Source organism: Streptomyces sp. NPDC001903, assembly GCF_042891345.1.
In the GTDB taxonomy this organism is placed as follows: Bacteria; Actinomycetota; Actinomycetes; order Streptomycetales; family Streptomycetaceae; genus Streptomyces.
This window is the reverse complement of record NZ_JBIASZ010000008.1, coordinates 51,098-71,373: the sequence shown is the minus strand read 5'-3', so window position 1 is coordinate 71,373 and position 20,276 is coordinate 51,098. Positions and strand designations below refer to the sequence as shown.

The 20,276-nt window shown below is 74.0% G+C and carries 17 protein-coding genes; 1 reads left to right on the top strand and 16 read right to left on the bottom strand.

The features are described 5' to 3' along the window. Genes ACFYZS_RS19330 through ACFYZS_RS19310 form a run of 5 tightly spaced genes read right to left on the bottom strand, consistent with a single transcriptional unit; the run spans window position 1 to window position 5,913 of the window. Window positions 1-2,016 (bottom strand): hypothetical protein, encoded by a 2,016-nt coding sequence (locus tag ACFYZS_RS19330; protein ID WP_389013658.1) that lies wholly within the window; start codon window positions 2,014-2,016, stop codon window positions 1-3. After that, a complete protein-coding gene (locus ACFYZS_RS19325) occupies window positions 2,013-2,468 on the bottom strand; it encodes a phage tail protein (RefSeq protein ID WP_389013656.1) in 456 nt (151 codons plus the stop codon). Before ACFYZS_RS19325 ends, ACFYZS_RS19330 begins: the two co-directional genes overlap by 4 nt. A gap of 27 nt (window positions 2,469-2,495) precedes the next feature. Beyond that, complete coding sequence (locus ACFYZS_RS19320) at window positions 2,496-4,379, bottom strand: phage tail sheath family protein (RefSeq protein ID WP_389013654.1); 1,884 nt, start codon at window positions 4,377-4,379, stop codon at window positions 2,496-2,498. Window positions 4,380-4,402: 23 nt separating this feature from the next. After that, complete coding sequence (locus tag ACFYZS_RS19315; RefSeq protein WP_389013651.1) at window positions 4,403-5,308, bottom strand: hypothetical protein; 906 nt, start codon at window positions 5,306-5,308, stop codon at window positions 4,403-4,405. After that, complete coding sequence (locus ACFYZS_RS19310) at window positions 5,305-5,913, bottom strand: DUF4255 domain-containing protein (protein ID WP_389013648.1); 609 nt, start codon at window positions 5,911-5,913, stop codon at window positions 5,305-5,307. The genes ACFYZS_RS19315 and ACFYZS_RS19310 overlap by 4 nt, the downstream gene beginning before the upstream one ends. Before the next feature lie 133 nt (window positions 5,914-6,046). On the opposite strand from ACFYZS_RS19310, the gene ACFYZS_RS19305 reads away from it, so the two are divergent. Beyond that, the gene (locus ACFYZS_RS19305; protein WP_389013646.1) at window positions 6,047-6,952 is read left to right on the top strand and encodes a hypothetical protein; all 906 of its coding nucleotides are present in this window, start codon (window positions 6,047-6,049) and stop codon (window positions 6,950-6,952) included. A 33-nt stretch (window positions 6,953-6,985) separates the two neighbouring features. Here ACFYZS_RS19305 and recQ read toward each other — a convergent pair whose 3' ends face one another. The 11 genes from recQ to ACFYZS_RS19250 form a co-directional block, all read right to left on the bottom strand. Next, complete coding sequence (gene recQ, locus ACFYZS_RS19300) at window positions 6,986-9,004, bottom strand: DNA helicase RecQ (protein WP_389013643.1); 2,019 nt, start codon at window positions 9,002-9,004, stop codon at window positions 6,986-6,988. 76 nt (window positions 9,005-9,080) lie between these two features. Next, entirely contained in the window at window positions 9,081-9,593 is a 513-nt protein-coding gene (locus ACFYZS_RS19295) for an O-acetyl-ADP-ribose deacetylase (protein ID WP_389013640.1), read from the bottom strand. After that, entirely contained in the window at window positions 9,593-11,011 is a 1,419-nt protein-coding gene (locus ACFYZS_RS19290) for a phytoene desaturase family protein (protein ID WP_389013637.1), read from the bottom strand. Before ACFYZS_RS19290 ends, ACFYZS_RS19295 begins: the two co-directional genes overlap by 1 nt. A gap of 143 nt (window positions 11,012-11,154) precedes the next feature. Next, window positions 11,155-11,979 (bottom strand): inositol monophosphatase family protein, encoded by an 825-nt coding sequence (locus tag ACFYZS_RS19285; protein ID WP_389013634.1) that lies wholly within the window; start codon window positions 11,977-11,979, stop codon window positions 11,155-11,157. Between the two features lie 42 nt (window positions 11,980-12,021). Then, window positions 12,022-13,554 carry an NCS1 family nucleobase:cation symporter-1 gene (locus ACFYZS_RS19280; protein ID WP_389013631.1) on the bottom strand — a complete coding sequence of 511 codons (1,533 nt, stop codon included), beginning with the start codon at window positions 13,552-13,554 and terminating at the stop codon, window positions 12,022-12,024. Window positions 13,555-13,589: 35 nt separating this feature from the next. Next, complete coding sequence (locus ACFYZS_RS19275) at window positions 13,590-14,591, bottom strand: TIGR03842 family LLM class F420-dependent oxidoreductase (RefSeq protein ID WP_389013628.1); 1,002 nt, start codon at window positions 14,589-14,591, stop codon at window positions 13,590-13,592. Between the two features lie 9 nt (window positions 14,592-14,600). Next, window positions 14,601-16,001, bottom strand: coding sequence for a dihydropyrimidinase (hydA, locus tag ACFYZS_RS19270; RefSeq protein ID WP_389013625.1), 1,401 nt, complete (start codon window positions 15,999-16,001; stop codon window positions 14,601-14,603). Between the two features lie 15 nt (window positions 16,002-16,016). Continuing rightward, window positions 16,017-17,312, bottom strand: coding sequence for an aspartate aminotransferase family protein (locus ACFYZS_RS19265; protein ID WP_389013622.1), 1,296 nt, complete (start codon window positions 17,310-17,312; stop codon window positions 16,017-16,019). Continuing rightward, window positions 17,309-18,151, bottom strand: a complete 843-nt coding sequence (locus tag ACFYZS_RS19260) for a nitrilase-related carbon-nitrogen hydrolase (protein ID WP_389013620.1) — start codon at window positions 18,149-18,151, stop codon at window positions 17,309-17,311. The genes ACFYZS_RS19265 and ACFYZS_RS19260 overlap by 4 nt, the downstream gene beginning before the upstream one ends. 151 nt (window positions 18,152-18,302) lie before the next feature. Beyond that, complete coding sequence (locus tag ACFYZS_RS19255; protein WP_389013617.1) at window positions 18,303-19,772, bottom strand: hypothetical protein; 1,470 nt, start codon at window positions 19,770-19,772, stop codon at window positions 18,303-18,305. A 99-nt stretch (window positions 19,773-19,871) separates the two neighbouring features. Then, on the bottom strand, window positions 19,872-20,252 hold the full coding sequence (locus tag ACFYZS_RS19250) for a PPOX class F420-dependent oxidoreductase (protein ID WP_389013615.1): 381 nt from the start codon (window positions 20,250-20,252) through the stop codon (window positions 19,872-19,874). Window positions 20,253-20,276: the final 24 nt, after the last annotated feature.

The window sequence follows — 20,276 nt, the reverse complement described above, 5'->3', positions numbered from 1 at the left end:
TCACGTCACCGCCACGGCGCCGTCGGCGTCCTGCGTGATCCGCAGGACGAGGTACTCCAGGGGCTGGGCGGGGGCCACGCCGATCTCGGCGACGAGCCGTCCGAGCCCCTGCGACCAGCCGGGGTTGAGGCGCTCGTCGCAGCGTACGAAGAAGGCCTCGTCCTCGGTGCCGCCGGCGAACGCCCCGCCGCGGTACAGCCCCCGCAGCAGCTGGACGACGGCCGCGCGCAAGGCGCCCTGCAGCTGCGGGGTGTGCGGTTCGAAGGCCAGCCCCTGCGCCTGGCGGTCCAGCACGAGCCGGAGCATGGTCATCAGCCGGCGCACGCTGAGCTGGCGGTGGTCGGGGTCCCGGGAGAGGGTGCGGGCCGAGGCGAGGCGGTAGCCGTCGCGCTCGGCGCGGAACACGTCGACGCCGAGCAGGTGCAGCTCGTCGCAGTCGGCCGCGCCGAGCCGCTGCGCGGCGGTCACGGCGTCGGCGGCCAGGGCGTTGGCCGGGCCCCAGGGCAGTCCGAGGCTCCGCTCCCGCTCGGCGATGATGCCGGCGGCGAACCCGCAGGGCGGTACGTGTACCGCCTGCCGGTCCGGGTCCTCGGGCGCGACGACCCCGAGCCAGGGGTGGTACGCGGCGGCGTACGAGCTGTCGAAGGCGGCCCGCCAGCGGGCGACGGCCCGGACGGGGAGCCCCGGCGGCACGTCGAGGAGGGCGACGAACCGGCGCTGCCGCTCGGCGAGGGCGACGAGCCGCTGCTGGCGCCGCAGGATCTCCGGCAGTTGGGCCGCTCCGTCGAGGAGCAGGGCGCGCGGCCGGGCCGGGTGCAGGGTCATGGGCGCGGTCGGCGGCGGGCAGGGCGCGAAGCGGCCGCCGAGTTCCCGCGGCGGGGTCTCGGTGGTGGGGACGGACTCGCCGTACTGCCACAGCAGATCGGGTACGCACAGCAGCGCCACCTCCGGGACCAGCGCCATCCGGTCCATGCCGACGACCTGCCCCGGCAGGAGCTCCTCGGCGCCCTCCACCCCGCCGACGGGCAGGAGTTCGGCGGGGACCGGCCCGTGGAAGCTGTCGCCGCCGACGGTCCCGTGGCGGTCGGCGCCGGGGCGGACGGGGCGGGAGAGGGCGGGGCCGAGGTGGGCGTCGGGCGGGAGCAGCGCCTCGGGCCAGGTCCCGTCGGGGGCCACCAGCAGGGATTCGCCGGCCAGTACGGAGGCGGCGTACCGGGGGTGCGCCGGGCCCAGCCCGAGCTCCGCGAACCGCTCCCGGCGGGGGTACGCCGGATCGCCGTCGGCCACGGTGACGGTGGCGGTGACGAGCTCGGCCTCGACCGTCAGCGGGCGGGCGGCGCGCCCGGAGCCGGCCCGCCCGCCTGCGCCCGGCGGCCGGTCCAGGACGGCGACCCGCACGCGCGGCCCGGACGCGTCCTGCCGTTCGGCCAGTTCGAGGACGCGGAAGAAGCTCCCGGTGGCGGGCAGTCCCGGCCCCCGTACCCGCAGCACCGAGCCGGCCGGCGGGGTGCGGCCCTCGGGCAGGGCCAGTTCCCGGCCGCTTGCGGCGGCCTCGAACTGCCCGGCCGCGGTGAACTCCCAGCGCACCGACAGCCGCCCGCCCCAGCCGCCCTCGTTGCGGGCGCGCAGCCCGATCGGGCAGGGCGCGCCGCTGCCGGGGTCGGCCCCGGGCGCGTCCGCGCGGGCCAGTGTGGTCAGGTGCAGGGCGCAGGCCTCCTCGGCGGCGGGATGCGGGGCGCGCGGCAGCGGCGCCACCCGCAGGACGTGGGCCCGGGCCCCGCCCTGGGCGAAGAAGGCCCGTACCGCGTACGGCAGCAGCCCCGGCCCCTCGAAGCCGCCGAAGTACCGCTGGTAGTCGGCCCAGCGGTCCACGGCGACCGGCTCGTCGACGGGTCCGCGGGGTGCCACGCCGACGAAGCCCGCGATGTCCAGGCGCACGGGCCGGAAGGCGGGCGCCGGCCGCCGGGCGTCCCGGTAGACCCCGGGGGCCCCGAGGCCCGGTCCGGCGGGGCTCACAGCGACTGGAAGTCGATGCGTTCGGCGACGAGGTGGAGCTCCTCCATCGCGACCTCCCCGCCGCCCTTGCCCGTGAGGGTGGGCCCGACCCACTTCTTGGGCTGGGCGGCGCGCAGCACCCAGGCGCAGACCGGCCGGCGGCCCTCGTCGTGGAGGGTGACGGTGACGGTGCGGGCGTCGTGGTCGCCCTCGCGGGTGGCTTTGATCCAGTTGAAGAGCCGCAGGTCGCCGATGATGCCGCGTTTGAGGGTGACGTCGTTGGTCGTGTTGGTGTTGGCGATCTTGCGGACGTGGTTCTCGGGGTCGTTGCCGTTGCGGTATTCGGAGAACTTCACCTCGTTGCCGGCTCCGCTGAAGTCGGAGAAGCCGCCGGCGATCTGGTCCTCGCCGCCGGTGTCGCCGAGTTTGACGAGGAAGTTGAAGGCCCCGTAGGGGTTGTTGCGCGTGGCCATGGGCGGTGTCTCCCGTTCTGCGGGGCGTCAGCTTCGCTGCGCGTCGGCCGTGAACTGTCCGATGCGGAACACGACGAACTCGGCGGGGTAGGTGGGCGCCACGCCGATCAGGCAGATCAGCCGCCCGTTGTCCAGGTCGTTCTGGGTCATGGTGGTGCGGTCGCAGCGGACGAAGAAGGCCTCCTCGGGCTTGGTGCCCAGCAGCGCTCCGGTCCGCCAGACGGTGATCAGGAAGTCCTCGACGGTCTGCCGTACGGAAGCCCACAGCCGCTCGTTGTTCGGCTCGAACACCGCCCACTGGGTGGACTTCTCGATGGAGTGCTCCAGGTAGATGAAGAGCCGGCGCACGTTGACGTACTTCCACTCCGGGTCCGAGCTCATCGTCCGGGCTCCCCACACCCGCCGGGCCCGGCCCTCGAAGAAGCGCAGGGCGTTGACGCCCTCCGGGTTGAGGACGGACTGCCGGTCGTAGGTCACGTTGGCGGTGAAGCCCTCGATGCCGAGGAGGACTTCGTTGGCCGGGGCCTTGTGCACCCCGCGCTCGGCGTCGCTGCGGGCGTAGACCCCGGCGACGTACCCGCAGGGCGGTACGTCGATCACGGGCGGCGGCGCGCCCGGGTCGGGGCGCCGGCCCGGGTCGGTGATCCGCACCCAGGGGTAGTAGAGCGCGGCGTACTTGGTGTCGAACTGGGCCCGGAACCGGCGCACTTCGGAGATCGAGCTGTCGCGGGGCGGGTCGACGATCGCCATCCGGTAGCGCAGCTTCTCGCAGTGCCCGATGAGGAGGTCGACGGCGGTCTTCTGCTCGCCGGCGGCCAGGGTGACGGTGTCCGGGAGGGCGACGATGGCGATGTCGTCGATCTCGGCGAGCGCGCCGAGCCCGCGGGCGGGGTCGGTGAGGCTGTCGGGATTGGCCTCCTTGCCGCCCAGGTCCTGCGCGGTCGGCTCCAGGCCGTCGCCGCCGCGCGTCAGGTGGACGCCGGGCTGCCCGAGGGCGAGCAGGGCGGCGAGCCGGGCGCCGGGGAGCGGCGGGGGCGCTCCGGGCGCGGGCTTCACCGTGTCCAGCCAGACGAGGGAGAACTCGTCGGCCGGATCGGCGGCCTGGAGCACGTTGCCCACCGAGCGCGGGTGCCGGTCGTCGAGCTCCAGCTCGTTGTACACGTCGACGCGCTCGCCCAGGCGTACGGTGACGGCCAGCGTCAGGTGGAAGGCGGCGGTTCCGGCCGCGACGGGCTCGAACTCGTCCTGGCCCTTCAGATAGCCGAGGACCCCGTCGGCGCGCCGGACGACGGTCCTGACGTTGGCCGCCACCGGCGGTGTGCCGTCGGGGAGGGAGGGCGCCGTGGGCGGGTTCCCGCCGGTCAGCTGGGCGACCTCCACGGCGGCGCCCGCCTGCACGCCGGTGAGCCGGGGCGCGCCGTCGCCGCCGGCGATCAGGATGTTCTTGCCGCGCCGGACGGTCACCGCCACGGCGATCCGGGCACCCGCGGAGCCCGGCCAGCGGGCCCGCCAGTACAGCAGCGGGGTGCCCGTGGCCGGGAGGGCCAGGGAGGCGAAGTTGGCGTCGACGGCGGGGGGCGCGTCCTCGGCGGCGCCCGTACGGACGAACGGGAAGACCCGGGAGACGTAGAGGCGGCGCCCGCCGTTGGCGAAGAAGGCCCGCGCCGCGAGGGCGAGCCGGCAGTCCTCCTCGCCGATCTTCAGCCCGCCGAAGGCCCGTTCGTACTCGGTGAAGCTGGTGACCAGCGACGGTCCGGGCAGCACGGTGGGACCGCCCGGCAGGAGGTAGGGAACGGGTCCGTACTCGGTGCGCCCCGCCATGCCGAACGTGCTGGTCGGCACACCTTCGATGGACCGTGAACGGAAGCTGGTCTCCTCGACGTAGACGCCGGGGGTCAGGTACTCGGGCATGTACGGGTCTCCTCGGTCACGGGTCAGGCGGGGACGTGCGGCAGGTCGGCGGCGTGGACCACCCGGCCGACGGTGAGGGCGCGGACGGTGTCGGCCGCGGCGGTGCGGTATCCGGCCGGGCGGGCGGTGCCGCGCAGCACCGCGTTGTCGAGGTCCTGCGGCCGGGGCGGGTTGGCGCTGCGGACGACGGGCTCGGCGCAGAGGCCGGCCAGTGGATCGCCGGACGGCTCCGCGGGGAGGTCGGCCGGCGGGTCGGGGGCGTGGGTGCGCAGGGCGACGGCGAACCGCGAGGGCACGGGGTACGGGAGCACCCCGACCCCGTCGATCAGGAGCAGCACCTGGCCGTGCTCGTCGCCGTGGGCCCAGCCGAGCGGGACCCCGCCCGGCCCGAAGGCGTCCACCCGCGGCCAGCGCACGGGGGTGGCGGCGGCGTCGGGGCGTACGACGCGCAGCCGCAGGCCGGTGGTGCCCTGAGGTACGGGATAGGCGGGACCGGGCAGCAGCCAGGGGACCAGCAGGCGGGCGTCGGCGCGGACGTGGGCTGCGGTGGGAGGCTGCTCGTCGGCGCCGGAGACCTCGGCGCGGGTCCACAGCGGTACGGACAGGCGACGCGGTATCCAGCGCCGGGCGGGGTCCTCCACCCGTACGGTCACGGCGGCGGGGAGCTCGCCCGCGGTGGTGTGGCGCAGTACGAACCCCGTGGCGCCGTGTCCTTCGAGCGGGCGGACCAGGTCCTGCGCGCTCCGCCGGCGGCGGCCGGGTACGGCTGCGCTCTCGCGGCCCACGCGCAGCCCCGGCCCGGCCGCGGTGCGGCTCCCGGCGTCGAGGGGCCGCACGGCCAGCGCGAGCCGGTGCAGGGCCTCGACCGGGCCCGCCGCCACGCCGATCCGCCGCTCCGGCCCACCGGGACCGCCCGCCCCCGGCGTCATCGGAGCGGCCCCGCGCAGGACACCGTCGAAGACCCGGCGGCGACCACGGTGACCTCGCCCGCGGCGGGCCCGGCCGGGCCGTCGATGCGGATGACCCGGGCAACGTACGGCAGGCAGAGCCGGTAGTCGGTGGTCATCGCCTGGAAGGCCTCGCTCATCGAGTCCATCGCCAGCTCGTCGGGGACGATCTGCACCGAGTCCCCGGCGAGCCAGTCCCCGCTCGGGTGCAGCAGCGGCCCGGTGAGCAGGCCCTCGCTCTCCAGGATCCGGGCGACCAGCCCCAGCCATTCGAGCTCCGCCTCCACGAACTGGTCCCAGGCGGCGATCATCAGGTGCATCCGCAGCGGCAGCCGGGGCAGCCCGTCCTGGGCGGCCATCGCCGCCAGCGCGGGCCGGGTCTCGCGGTCGATGCTCAGGCGGTAGCAGTAGACGGACACCGCCGGATTGCGGATGACGGAGCCCGGGGTGTCCACCTTGTCGAAGTCGACGGGTCCGGCGAGGACGGCCTCCGGGCGGCGCCCCGCCGGGAGCTCTTCGGCGAAGCGCCGGTTGAGCAGCGCGACGACGCTGCGCCCCACGGCGGCGAGTGCCCGGTATCCAGCCATGGGCCGATGCTGCGGCCCCTCCCGTCACGGGCGCGTTGCGCGGGCCCGCGGCGGCGATGACCGGGCGACGAACCGGTGACACCGCCCGGCCCACACTCGGGTGCGCCTGCCCCCTCACCCAGGAGAGCCCACCATGAGCAGCACCGCGCACCACCCCCCGACCGGCACCGGCGGCTGCGATCCCGGCGCGATCGACGAGCTGGCCTGCGTCGCCGCGGGCATCCAGCGCCGGGCCGAGGTCACCCAGGAACACCTGCCGCAGCTGCGGGAGTTCCAGGAGAAGTTCAACAGCGCCCGGACCGAGTACACGAAGGCCCGGCTGGCCGCGAAGACCGATCTGGACGAGGCGGCGGCGACGCTCGGCAAGGTCCGCGAGCAGATCCGCTGCCGGGTCACCCACGAGCAGCGCCACTGCCTGCAGCAGGCCGTCGACAAGGTCTTCGAGGACATCCGCAGGTGCCAGGGCGGCTGGGGCTGCTGCGTGGACGACTGCGGATGCGAGTTCGACGACACGGTCGGGCGGGACGACACGGTCGCGACGCTCTCGGCGCGCATCGCCCGCTACACGGCGGACACCCTGAACGCCGCGGCCTGCTTCACCGCGCTGGACGGCGAGCTGACCGCGCTGCCCGAACGCGCCGCGAAGATCAAGACGGAGGCGGTCCAGCTGCTGGCGGACGTCTGCGACGCGGTCCTGGGCAAGGATGTCGTACGCCTCTACGCGCGCCTGCTGGTGCTGCTGCGCCGCATCACACAGGCGTGGCGGGGCTTCGAGACGGTCTCCGAGTTCGTCGACTGCCTGTGCAGGGCGCTGCTGTGCGTGCTCAAGGGCTGGCAGGCGATCGCCGTACTGGAGGGCGCCCGCGCCGAGCTGCTGTGCAAGGAGGAGACGCGCAAGAAGGCGTGCGAGCGCAAGCAGAGGGAGACGGTCGAGGAGGTGATGGCGGAGTACACCCGCCTGTGCCCGCCGTGCGCCGCGCACCCCGACGAGGCCGAGGAGGAGGATCAGGACGAGGACCGCGCCGCCGACGCGGCGTGACCCCCCGAACCCCCTCCCCGGCTCCGGGCCGGCCTACTCCCAGTCGTCCCAGGGCGGGTCGGTGTCGTCGAAGTCGAAGGGCGGTTCCTCTTCGGCATGCGGGGCCGGGGGCTCCGGCGCTGCCGCCCGGGACGGGGCCGGGGACGACGGGGACGACGGGGCCGGGGACGGAGCGGCAGAGGCGGCTCCGGTCTCGGCGAGCGCGGCCAGGATCCCCTCGGCGTACTTGGCCAGCTTCGCCTCGCCGACCCCGCTGATCGTGCCGAGCTCCTCGGCCGTGCCCGGCAGCCGGGTCGCGATCTCCCGCAGCGTCGCGTCGTGGAAGACCACGTACGCCGGCACGCCCTGCTCCTTCGCGGTCGCGCCCCGCCAGGCCCGCAGCGTCTCGAAGACCGGCACGGCCGCCGCCGGCAGGTCGACCGGGACCCGCCCGGCCTTCCCGGAGCCGGAAGCCGAACCGGAGGACTTGCGGGCGGCGGGGGCCGGTGCGGCCTCCTTGCGCATCGGCACGCTGCGGCGCCCGCCCAGCACCTCGCCGCTGGCGTCGGTGAGCACCAGGGTCCCGTAGTCCCCCTCGACCGCCAGCAGCCCCGAGGCCAGCAGCTGCCGCACGACCCCGCGCCATTCCGCGGTGCTCAGGTCCGCGCCGATCCCGAAGACCGACAGCGCGTCGTGGTCGAACTGGATGACCTTGGCCGTCTTCTTGCCCTGGAGGATGTCGATGATCTGGCCGGCGCCGAACTTCTGCCGCCGCTCCTTCGCCAGCCGCCACACCGCGGACATCAGCTTCTGCGCGGCGACCGTGCCGTCCCAGGACTCGGCGGGGGTCAGGCAGGTGTCGCAGTTGCCGCAGGGCCCGGCGGCCGCCTGCCCGAAGTACGCCAGCAGCCGCACCCGCCGGCACTCGACCGTCTCGCACAGGGCGAGCATCGCGTCGAGGTGCGCGGCCAGCGAGCGGCGGTGCGTCTCGTCGCCCTCGGAGCCCTCGATCATCTTGCGCTGCTGCACCACGTCCTGGAGCCCGTACGCGAGCCAGGCCGTTGCCGGCTCGCCGTCGCGGCCCGCGCGGCCGGTCTCCTGGTAGTAGCCCTCGACGGACTTCGGCAGGTCCAGGTGGGCCACGAAGCGCACGTCGGGCTTGTCGATGCCCATGCCGAACGCGATCGTGGCCACCACCACGACCCCGTCCTCCCGCAGGAAGCGCGCCTGGTTCGCCGCGCGCGTACGGGAGTCCATGCCCGCGTGGTAGGCGACCGCGTCGATGCCGTGCTCCACGAGGAACGCGGCGGTCTTCTCCACGGAGGCCCGCGAGAGGCAGTAGACCACTCCGGCGTCCCCGGCGTGCTCGGTGCGGATCAGCTCCAGCAGCTGCCGGGTCGGGGTGTTCTTCGGGGCGATCCGGTACTGGATGTTGGGCCGGTCGAAGCTGGCCACGAAGTGCCGGGCCTCGCCCTCGGCCAGCCCCAGCCGGGCCGCGATCTCGGCGTGCGTGGCCTCGGTGGCCGTCGCCGTGAGCGCGATCCGCGGCACCTTGGGCCAGCGCTCGTGCAGCATCGACAGCGCGAGGTAGTCGGGCCGGAAGTCGTGGCCCCACTGGGCGACGCAGTGCGCCTCGTCGATCGCGAAGAGCGACACCGTGCCCCGGTCGAGCAGCCGCTGGGTGCCCTCGGTGCGCAGCCGCTCCGGGGCCAGGTAGAGCAGGTCCAGCTCGCCGGCGAGGAAGGCCTGCTCGACGGCCTGGCGCTCGTACGGATCCTGGGTGGAGTTGAGGAAGCCGGCCCGCACGCCGAGGGCGGTCAGGGCGTCCACCTGGTCCTGCATGAGCGCGATCAGCGGTGAGATCACCACGCCCGTACCGGCTCTGACCAGCGCCGGAATCTGGTAGCAGAGCGATTTTCCGCCGCCCGTGGGCATCAGGACCAGTGCGTCCCCGCCGCCGGCCACGTGCTCGATGATCTGCTGCTGCTCGCCGCGGAAGGAGTCGTATCCGAAGACGCGGTGCAGCACCTCGAGGGCATCGGGGGTCTCGGTGGGGGCGTCGACAAGGCTCATCCCAGAAGCCTAGCGACCCCCACCGACACATCCGGACGCATCCGCCGCATCCCCCGGCCCCGACCCGCCGGGGCCCCTACGCCAGCGCCGCCTCGAAGACCGCGTACGCCTTCTCGTCGAAGAGGACGAAGCGGACCTCCTCCACGGGCGCCGCGGCGGCCGCACGGACCGTTTCCACCGCGATGCGGGCCCCGTCGTCCATCGGCCAGCCGAAGATGCCGGTGGAGATCGCCGGGAAGGCGACCGTACGGGCCCCCAGCTCGGCCGCGACCCGCAGGGACTCGCGGTAGCAGGAGGCCAGCAGCTCCGAGCGGTCCTCGTCCCGGGACCAGACCGGACCCACCGTGTGGATCACCCAGTCGGCCGGGAGCCGGCCCGCCGTCGTCGCCACGGCCCGGCCCGTCGGGAGGCCCTTGCCGTACCGGGAGGCGCGCAGCGCCCGGCAGGCGTCCAGGATCTCGGGGCCGCCGCGCCGGTGGATGGCGCCGTCCACTCCCCCGCCGCCGAGCAGTGAGGAGTTCGCCGCGTTGACGACGGCGTCCGCGTGCTCGGCCGTGATGTCGCCCCGGACGAGGGTGATGCGCACCATCAGGAGGCCCTTCTCAGGTGGCGCCAGACCGCCTTGGCCGCGTTGTGCCCGGACATGCCGTGCACGCCGGGGCCGGGCGGGGTGGCGGAGGAGCAGAGGAACACGGCCGGGTGGGCCGTCGTGTACGGGAACAGGGACGGCTTGGGCCGCAGCAGCAGCTGGAGCCCGGAGGCCGCGCCGCAGGCGATGTCGCCGCCGACGTAGTTGGGGTTGCGGGCGGCCAGTTCCGGCGGGCCGGCGGTGGCGCGGGCCAGCACCAGGTCGCGGAAGCCCGGGGCGAAGCGCTCGATCTGCCGCTCGACGGCCTCGGTGAGGTTGCCGCCCCAGCCCGCGGGGACGTGCCCGTACGCCCAGAACACGTGCTTGCCCTCGGGCGCCCGGCCGGGGTCCACCAGGCTGGGCTGCGCGGTGATCAGGAAGGGGTTGCGGGGGGCGCGCCCGCCGGTGGCCAGCTGGAGGGCGGCGTCGATGTCGTGGGCGCGCGGGCCGATCTGGACGGTGCCGGCCCGGCGCGGGGCCTCGGCGGTCCAGGGCACCGGGCCGGACAGGGCGTAGTCGAGCTTGAAGGCGGCGGCGCCGTACCGGTAGCCGTCGTACGCGCGCCCCAGCCGGGCGATCCGGGCCAGCGCGGTCGGCGAGGTGTCGAAGACGTAGGCCCGGGCCGGCGGCAGGTCGTCGAGGCGCTTGACCTCGAAACCGGTGTGGACCGCGCCGCCGAGGTCGCGCAGGTACGCGGCGAGGGCGTCGGAGATCGACTGCGAGCCGCCGCGCGGCATGGGCCAGCCGCCGGCGTGAGCGGCGAGGGCGAAGACCAGGCCGACGGCGCTCGTGCCGATCCCGCCCAGCGGGGCGATGACGTGCGCGACGAGCCCGGCGAACAGCGCCCGCGCCCGTTCCTCGTGGAAGCGGTTCAACAGCCAGGTGGAGGGCGGGAGTCCGGCGAGCCCGAAGCGGGCCAGGGTGACGGGGTCCCGGGGCAGGGCGGTCGACGGCAGGGACATGAAGTCCCGCGCCAGGGTGTCCCATTTGCCGAGGAAGGGCTCCACCAGCCGCCGGTACGTGCCCGCGTCGCGCGGCCCGAGGGAGGCGGCCGTCTCGGCGACGGAGCGGGAGAGCACGGCGGCCGTGCCGTCGTCGAAGGGGTGCGCCATGGGCAGCGGGGCGTGCAGCCACTCCAGCCCGTACCGCTTCAGCGGCATGGTGGAGAACACCGGCGAGCCGATGCCGAGCGGGTGCACGGCCGAGCAGGGGTCGTGCCGGAAGCCCGGGAGGGTGAGCTCCTCGGTGCGGGCTCCGCCGCCCACCGTCTCCGCGGCCTCGAACACGGCCACCGAGAAGCCGCGCCGGGCCAGCTCGACGGCGGCCGTCAGCCCGTTGGGCCCCGCCCCCACCACGACCGCATCGAGAATCGACGGCACCTTGAGACTCCTTCGTCCGGCGGCGGCTTCGCTCCCAGGATATTCGCCCCGTCCACACCGGCCGCCGCCCGCACCCGGCCGGACCCGGCGAGCCGGGGCGAGCGGGCGGACGGGACGGGGCCGGGCAGGCCGGGCGGGGCCGCTCAGGCGCCGCGCAGCAGCTCGCGGATCCGGACGGCCGTGGCCTCGTCGCGCCCCACGGCGAACGGCAGCTCGTTGTCCCGGTCCACCCGGAAGGGGACCCCCGCGACGGTGCTCTGCGCGCCGCCCGCCTCGGCGACCAGCAGCAGTCCGGCCGCGTGGTCCCACGCCGAGGGCCAGGTGAAGGCGAGCCCGTCCATCTCTCCGCGGGCCACCTTCAGGTACTCCAGGCCCGCCGATCCGCAGGGCCGCGCCGCGACCCCCGGCACATCGAGCCGGGCCAGCCGCTGCTTGTCCTCGGCGGAGGTGTACAGCGGGTGGGCCATGGCGACCCGCAGGTCGGCGCCGGGCCGCGGCGAACCGCTGTGGATCCGCTCGCCGTTGACGTACGCACCCTGCCCGCGCACGGCGGTCGCCAGCTCCTCCAGCGCCGGGGCGAAGGTCCAGGAGGCGAGGATCTCGCCGCGGTGGGCCAGGGCCACCAGGGTGCAGAACTCCGGGTCTCCGGCGACGAACTGCCGGGTGCCGTCCACCGGGTCGACGATCCACACCGGCGCGTCGGCGCGCAGCGCCCCGTACACGGTCGGGTCGGCGTGGACCGCCTCCTCGCCGACGACGGCGGAGCCGGGCAGCAGGTGCGTCAGGGAGGCCGTCAGGTGCTCTTCGGCCTTGCGGTCGGCGACGGTCACCAGATCGTGCGGACCGCTCTTCTGGTCCACCTCGTGGTCTGCGAGCTGCCGGAATCTCGGCATGATCTCGACCGCCGCCGCCTTGCGGATCGCTTCTTCCACTGCGGACAGGTCTTGGGCCAGGAACTCTTCGATCATGCCTCCATCACACCACGCCGGGCTGACAAACCGCACCGGTCGTCATGTCGGTCCGCCGTACTCGCGGTGGCCCCCGGGTGAACCGGGGCGCGACCCGCCCATGAGCGCCGTGTAGAGCAGCAGGGACGCGGCCAGGCCCACCGCCCAGCCGTAGTCCGCGAGCGGCTTCAGGAAGGGGATCAGGCCCTCCTCGGGGAAGGGGCCCTTGCCGGGGGCCGAGTGCGAGCCGCCGATGGCCAGCACGCCGCCGACCGCGAAGGCCGCCAGTGCCCGGATGTTCCAGCCGCCCGTGTACCAGTACGGCCCGCCCTCCCGGTAGAGGTCGGGCAGGGAGAGCCGGGTGCGCCGCACGATCCAGTAGTCGGCGATGAGGATGCCGGCGACGGTGCCGAGCAGGCCGCCGACCAGGCCGAGCCAGGTGAAGATGTAGAGCTCGGGGGTGGAGGTCAGCTTCCACGGCATGATCAGTACGCCGACGACCCCCGTGATCAGGGCGCCCCTGCGGAAGTCGATCAGGCGCGGGGCCAGGTTGGACAGGTCGTACGCCGGGGAGACGACGTTGGCCGCGATGTTCACCGAGATCGTCGCGATCAGTACGGTGACCAGCGCGTAGAGCAGCCCGAAGACGCTGTCGGTCTTGGCGACGAGCTCCACCGGGTCCCAGATCGGGGCCCCGTAGACCGCCTCCGAGCCGGAGGTGACGAACACCGACAGCAGCGCGAAGAGCGTCATCGTCGTCGGCAGTCCGAGCGTCTGGCCGAGGATCTGGGAGCGCTGCCCGGCGCCGAAGCGCGTGAAGTCCGGGATGTTGAGCGAGAGGGTGGACCAGAAGGCGATCATCGCCATGAGGGAGGGGAAGAACACCGACCAGAACTCCGGCCCCCAGCCGAGCCGGGAGGGCTGGTCGAGCAGTTCGCCGAAGCCTCCCGCCTTCACTCCGATCCACACCAGCAGGGCGAACGCGCCGACGATGACGAAGGGCGCCGCCCAGTTCTCGAACCGCCGAAGGGCCTCCATCCCCCGGTAGATGATGGCGAGTTCGAGGACCCAGAAGGCGGCGAAGCAGAGCCACAGCGTCCACGGCTGGCCGCCGATCTCCGCGGCCCCCTCCCAGCCGCCGAAGATCCTGCCGAGCAGGACGTAGATGCCGGATCCGCCGATCCAGGTCTGGATCCCGAACCAGGCGCAGGCCACGGCCGCCCGGATCAGGGCGGCCAGATTGGCTCCGCGCACCCCGAAGGAGGCGCGGGCCAGCACCGGGAACGGGATCCCGTACTTGGGGCCGGCGTGCCCGGTGAGCAGCATCGGCCCCAGCACGATGACGTTGGCCAGCGCGATGGTGAAGACGGCCTGCTTCCAGTCCATCCCCAGGGCCACCAGCCCGGAGGCGAGCAGCCAGGAGGGGATGTTGTGCGCCATGCCGACCCACAGGGCCGTGAAGTTGTACGTGGTCCAGCGCCGGTCCCCGACCGGTACGGGGAGCAGGTCGGGGTTGGCGAAGCGGCCGTCGGAGGGGACCTCTCCGGGGGCGAGCTCGACGCGGTCCCCGGTGTCGGCGGTCGGTTGATCCGGCATGTGCGCACGCCCCTTCGGGTCGGACGGGGATCGGATCAGGCTCTGAGCGCCGGGATGACGTGCTGCCCGTACGCGTCGATGGTGGCCTCCTGCGCGTCGTGCATGTCGTACACGGCGAACTGGTCGACCCCCAGGTCGCGCAGGGTCCGCAGCTTCTCGATGTGGGTCTCGGGCGGGCCGAGCAGGCAGAAGCGGTCCACGATCTCGTCGGGCACGAAGTCGGCGGACGGGTTCCCGGCGCGTCCGTGGTGGCTGTAGTCGTAGCCCTCGCGGGCCTTGATGTACTCGGTGAGGGCGTCCGGCACCATGCCGGAGTGCTCCCCGTAGCGCCCGACGAGGTCGGCGACGTGGTTGCCGACCATCCCGCCGAACCAGCGGCACTGGTCGCGGGCGTGGGCCAGGTCCTCGCCCACGTACGCGGGCGCCGCGACGCAGATGGTGACCGCGTCCGGATCCCGCCCGGCCCGTTCGGCGGCCTGCCGGACGGAGCCGACCATCCACTCGGTGAGGTAGGGGTCGGCGAGCTGGAGGATGAACCCGTCCGCCTTCTCCCCCGCCAGGGCCAGCGCCTTCGGCCCGTACGCGGCCATCCAGACGGGGAGCTTGCCGTCGCGGACCCAGGGTAGCCGCAGCGGGTTGCCGTCGACCTCGGCCTCCCGGCCCTCGGCGAGGTCGCGGATGACGTCGATGGCCTCGCCGAGGCGGGCCAGGGTGTTGGGTTTGCGTCCGGCGACCCGCATCGCGGAGTCGCCGCGGCCGATCCCGCAGACCGTGCGGTTGCCGTACATGTCGTTGAGGGTGGCGAAGGTGGAGGCGGTGACCTCCCAGGTGCGGGTGCCGGGGTTGGTGACCATCGGCCCGATGTGCAGCTTCTGCGTGTTCGCGAGGATCTGGCTGTAGATGACGAAGGGTTCCTGCCACAGGACCGCCGAGTCGAAGGTCCAGCCGTAGCGGAAGCCGTTGCGCTCGGCGCGCTTCATGAGGCTGACGACCCGGGAGGCGGGCGGGTCGGTCTGGAGGACGAGGCCGAAGTCCATCACGGCTCCTTAGAGGTACTGGCAGGTGGAGCGGGGGATGAACACCCCGTGGCCGGCCCGGCCCGTGTATTCGCGCCGGTCGATGACGAGTTCGCCGCGGGAGAGCACGGTGTCGACGCGTCCGGTGATCCGCTTGCCCTCGTACGCCGAGTAGTCCACGTTCATGTGGTGCGTCTCGGCGGAGATGACCTGCTCGGCGTGGGGATCGTAGAGGACGATGTCGGCGTCGGAGCCCGGCGCGATGGTGCCCTTCTGCGGGTAGAGGCCGAACATCCGGGCCGGGCTCGCGCAGGCGATCTCGATCCAGCGGCGGCGGCTGATGTGCCCGTCCAGGACGGCCTGGTGGAGGAGGTCCATCCGGTTCTCCACCCCCGGCAGCCCGTTCGGGATCTTCGAGAAGTCGCCGCGGCCGAGCTCCTTCTGGCCGCGGAAGCAGAACGGGCAGTGGTCGGTGGAGACCACCTGGAGGTCGTTGGTCCGCAGGCCCCGCCACAGCGCGGCCTGGTGCTCCTTGGGCCGCAGCGGGGTGGAGCAGACGTACTTGGCGCCCTGGAAGTCGGGTTCTTCGAGGTTGTCGGTGGACAGGAACAGGTACTGCGGGCAGGTCTCGCCGAACACCGGCAGGCCCTTGTCGCGGGCGGCGGCGAGCTCGGCCACCGCCTCGTCCGCCGAGACGTGGACCACGTACAGCGGGGAGCCGGCGACGCGCGCGAGCTGGATGGCCCGGTGGGTGGCCTCCGCTTCGAGGAGGACCTTGCGGACCTCGCCGTGGTGGCGGGGGTCGGTCTCGCCCCGGGCCAGGGCCTGTTCGACGAGCACGTCGATCGCGATGCCGTTCTCGGCGTGCATCATGATCAGCCCGCCGTTGCCGGAGGCCCGCTGCATGGCGCGCAGGATCTGCCCGTCGTCGCTGTAGAACACCCCGGGGTAGGCCATGAACAGCTTGAAGGAGGTGACGCCCTCCCCGATCAGGTGGTCCATCTCCTTCAGGGTCCCCTCGTTGACGTCCGAGAGGATCATGTGGAAGGCGTAGTCGACGGAGCACTTGCCGTCGGCCTTGTCGTACCAGGTGTCGAGTCCCTGGCGCAGGGCCTGGCCCACGCTCTGCACGGCGAAGTCGACGATGGTGGTGGTACCGCCCCAGGCGGCGGCCCGGGTCCCGGTCTCGAAGGTGTCCGAGGCGGCGGTCCCGCCGAAGGGCAGCTCCATGTGGGTGTGGGCGTCGACCCCGCCGGGGATGACGTACTTCCCGCTGGCGTCGATCGTGCGGTCGGCCGTCCAGGCCTCGGCGGCGGCCGAGCCGTGGGCCGCGAGGGCGGCGACGCGGCCGTCCTCGATGAGGACGTCGGCGTGGAGCTCGTCGGCGGCCGTGATGACGAGGCCGCCGCGGATGAGGGTGCGGATGGACATGTGCGGCGCCTCCGGTCACACGATGCTGTGCAGGGCCCGTTCGAGGATCTCGGCGCCCTCTTCCGCCTCGGCGACGGTGAGGGAGAGCGGCGGCGCGATGCGCAGCACGCTCGTGTCGTGCCCGCCGCCCTTGCCGAGCAGCAGGCCGCCTTCGCGCGCGGCCTCCAGTACGGCGGCGGCCGCGTCCGGGTCGGCCTGGTCGGTGCCCGGCTTCGTCAGCTCCAGTGCGGCCATCAGGCCCCGGCCGCGGACCTCCCGTACGGCGGGCACGGTGGCGCAGACGGCGCGCAGCCGCTCCAGGAGCAGGCCGCCGACGCGGCGGGCGTTGCCCTGCAGGTCGTGCTCCAGCAGGTACGCGAGGTTCGCGACCCCGGCCGCCATGGTGACCGGGGAGCCGCCGAAGGTGGAGATGGAGTTGGTGTCGATGCAGTTCATGATCTCGGCGCGGGCCACGACCCCGCCGATGGACATGCCGTTGCCGATGCCCTTGGCGAAGGTGAGGATGTCCGGCGGGCCGCTCCGGGCGTGGGCCTGCCAGCCCCAGAAGTTGTCGCCGGTACGGCCCCAGCCGGTCTGCACCTCGTCGCTGATCCAGAGGATGCCGTGCCGGTCCAGGACCTCGCGGAAGGCGCCGTACAGCCCGTCGGGCGGGGCGGTGAACCCGCCGACACCCTGGATCGGCTCGGCGATGAGGGCGGCGACCCCGCCGCGGGCCTGGCCGAGGACGTCCTCGAGGTCGGCGACGGCGGCCGCGGTGAAGGCGGTGTCGTCGAGGTGCGCGAAGGGGCCGCGGGTGCGGACGGCGCCGTGGACGTAGTACGTCTGCAGCGGCGAGAGGCTCGTCGGGGACCAGCCGCGGTTGCCGGTGATGGAGACGGTCGAGAAGGACCGCCCGTGGTAGCTGTTGCGCATCGCCAGGATCTGGTTGGAGCGGCGGTACGCGGTCGCCAGCAGCAGGGCGGTGTCGTTGGCCTCGGTGCCGGAGGTGGTGAAGAAGACCCGCGCCTCGGGGATGCCGGACAGTGCGGCGATCCGTTCGGCCAGCTCGATCATCGGGCGGTTGAGGTACAGGGTGGAGGAGTGGATGAGCCGGCCGGCCTGTTCGGAGACGGCCTTGGTGACCTCGGGCAGGGCGTGGGCGGTCATCGTGGTGAGGATGCCGCCGAAGAAGTCGAGGTAGCGGTTGCCGTCGGCGTCCCAGACGTGGCGGCCCTCGCCGTGCGTGAGCTCGATGGGGCGGCGGTAGTAGAGCGCGAGCCAGTCGGGCAGTACGGCCTGGTGGCGGCTGTGCAGGGGGATCGGGTTGGTCACGGCTGAACGAGCCCTCCGTAGGCGTCGGGGCGGCGGTCGCGGTAGAAGGCCCACTGGTCGCGGACCTGCTTGATCAGGTCGAAGTCGAGGTCGCGGACGAGGAGTTCCTCCTCCTTGTCGCTGGCGACGTCGCCGACGAACTGGCCGCGGGGGTCGACGAAGTAGCTGGTGCCGTAGAAGTCGTTGTCGCCGTACTCCTCCCGGCCGACGCGGTTGATCGCGGCGATGAAGTACTCGTTGGCGACGGCGGAGGCGGGCTGCTCCAGCTGCCAGAGGTAGGAGGACAGGCCCCGGTGGGTGGCGGAGGGGTTGTAGACCAGCTGGGCTCCGGCCAGGCCGAGCGCGCGCCAGCCCTCGGGGAAGTGGCGGTCGTAGCAGATGTAGACGCCGACGCGGCCGACGGCGGTGTCGAAGACGGGCCAGCCGAGGTTGCCCGGGCGGAAGTAGTACTTCTCCCAGAAGCCCTTGACCTGGGGGATGTGGTGTTTGCGGTACTTGCCGAGGTAGCTGCCGTCCGCGTCGATGACGGCGGCGGTGTTGTAGTAGAAGCCCTCGGACTCGAGCTCGAAGACCGGTACGACGATGACCATGCCGGTCTCGCGGGCGAGCGCCTGCATCCGCTGGACGGTGGGGCCGTCGGGGACGGGCTCGGCCCAGCGGTAGTGCTCGGGTTCCTGGACCTGGCAGAAGTAGGGGGCGTTGAACACCTCCTGGAAGCCGATGATCTGCGCGCCGTCGGCGGCGGCCCGCCGGGCGTGCTCCTCGTGCTTGGCGATCATCGACTCGGTGTCTCCGGTCCAGGTGGCCTGGACGAGTGCGGCGCGGACGACTTGGGCCATGAGCTGCTCCTCGCGACGGGAACGCCGAGTTCTACGCACGTAGACGGTGTGCGTAGGGAGTAGAACGTAGGCCTCGTCACACCGTGGGGCAAGACCGCCGTGCGCGGTTGGGTGAGTCGATCAAGTTATGACAGCCGATGGTCGAATCCGCTCATTGGACGGGCGGTTTCGCAACCCGCAGGGCGTGTACGAGGTCACGGTGGTGCGCGGTGGAGAGGGCCTCGGCGGCCCGGAGCAGCCGGGGGGTGAACCACTGCGGATCGCGGCGGGCGAGGCGGACCGCCTCCTCGGCGGTGCGGACCTTGACGAAGGCTCCGAGCAGGGCGTCCGCCTCGCGGGTGCGGCCGGTCCCGGCCAGCGCCAGGGCGGCCTCGGCGATCTCGGCGGCGGGGCGGGCGGCGCCCTGGCGCAGCAGCGCCTCGCAGTCGGCGCGCCGGCCGGCCTCGCCGAGGGCGGCGGCGGCCGCGGCGAGCCGCTCGGGCGGGAGGGAGGCCGCCTCCCAGAGCAGCGTGGCCCAGTCGGCCGCCAGCCCGGCCCGGACCAACTCGTCGGCCAACCCGGGCAGCCGGGCGGCGGGCCACGCGGCGGCCTCGCAGAGCAGCGCGTGGGCCTCCCCGCCGCGCCCCTGGGCCCGCAGCCCCAGCAACTCCCCGATCACCGCGGCGATCCCGCCGGGGCCCGACCCGTCCACGGCGGGTGCGGCGGCCGGCGCCTCGGGCTCCGGGGCGGCGGCGGGCATCTGCGGCTCCGGCGGGGCGAAGCGGGCGCGGCCGAGCGTTCCGGAGCGGGACCGGCGGGGGTCGGCGCGCGTCCCGGGGCGGGGCTCGGAGCGGGGCTCGGCGGGGGTTTCGGCGCGGGCCTCGGCGTGGGTCTCGGAGTGGGCGAAGCGGGCGCCGCGGGGTGCGGCGGCCCCGTCCGGCCGGGCGGGCGGCAGGGTGAAGGGCGCGGGGGCCGCGGCCGCGGCTCCCGCGTACCGGGCTCCGCCGGCCCGGCGCGCACCGCGCAGCCACCGGCCCTCGGCCCGTCCGACGGGCGGATCGACCCGCTCCTCCCCGGCCTCCCGCTGCCGCGGCACCCCGGACACCGTCCCGCCCTCCTCCGCCCCGGCCCACGCCCCGGCCGACGGCTCGGCCCCGGCGGGCCGGGGGGCGCCGGACCAGTCCGGTCCGGGCGGGGTCTGCAGGACACCGAGGCGGGACACGAGGTCCTCGTGGCGGGAGGCCGCCCTGGCGGTGTCGTCCTGGATCCAGGCCAGTTCCCGGGTCAGGGCTTCCGCCTCCGCCGGGTCCGCAGCGGCGGCCAGGCGCGCCGTGAGGGTACGGGCCGCCGCCTCCGAGACGGAGCGCTGGTCGGCGGCGGCGGCCAGCAGGGTCCGGAGCTCCTGCGCCCCGCCCGGCAGCCGGTCCCACACCGCGACCGCCACGGCCCGCAGCCGGACCGCGTACCCCCTCTCCCGCGCCGCGACTTCCGCTCCCCTGGCCCCCGCGAGGTCCCCGAGCAGCGACTCCACCACGTCCCAGGGGGGCATCGCCGCACCGTCCAGGCAGGCCCGCAGGCCCTGCGGATCCCGGCGCAGGAACTCCCCGTACCAGCCCGTCCCCGGATCGAGTCTCTGCGTCAACCCGCGTAAATAGCCCGAGAGTTGACCGATCGCCTGCGAAGTCGCGGTCTCCATGCCCGCATTGGATCCCACCGGTGTTACGGGCGGGCTACGGGAATCTCAAAGCTTGACGGCGATCGCGGTGTGCGGGCGCTTCCCGCGCCGGACCACCGCGGCCGGTACGTCCACGGCCCAGAACTGCCACGTGTACTTCCGCGACATCAGCTTGCGCACCCGCGCCAGCCCCGCCTCGTCCAGCAGCCGCGCCTCGCCCTCCAGTACGGCCGCCCCTTCGGCGACCCGCCCCCGCACGTCGCAGGCGCTGACCGCCACCCGGGCGTTGTTGCGGATCCGCTTCACCTTCCAGGAGTCGCTGCGCGTCCATACGTACAACTCACCCCCGTCGGCCACCGCCCACACGGGCGTCGCGACGGGGGTGCCGTCCTTGCGGAAGGTGGTCAGGCTGACGTACTTGCCCCGGTTCAGCTCTTCGAGAGTCATCCCCGGAGCCTACGACGGCCCCCG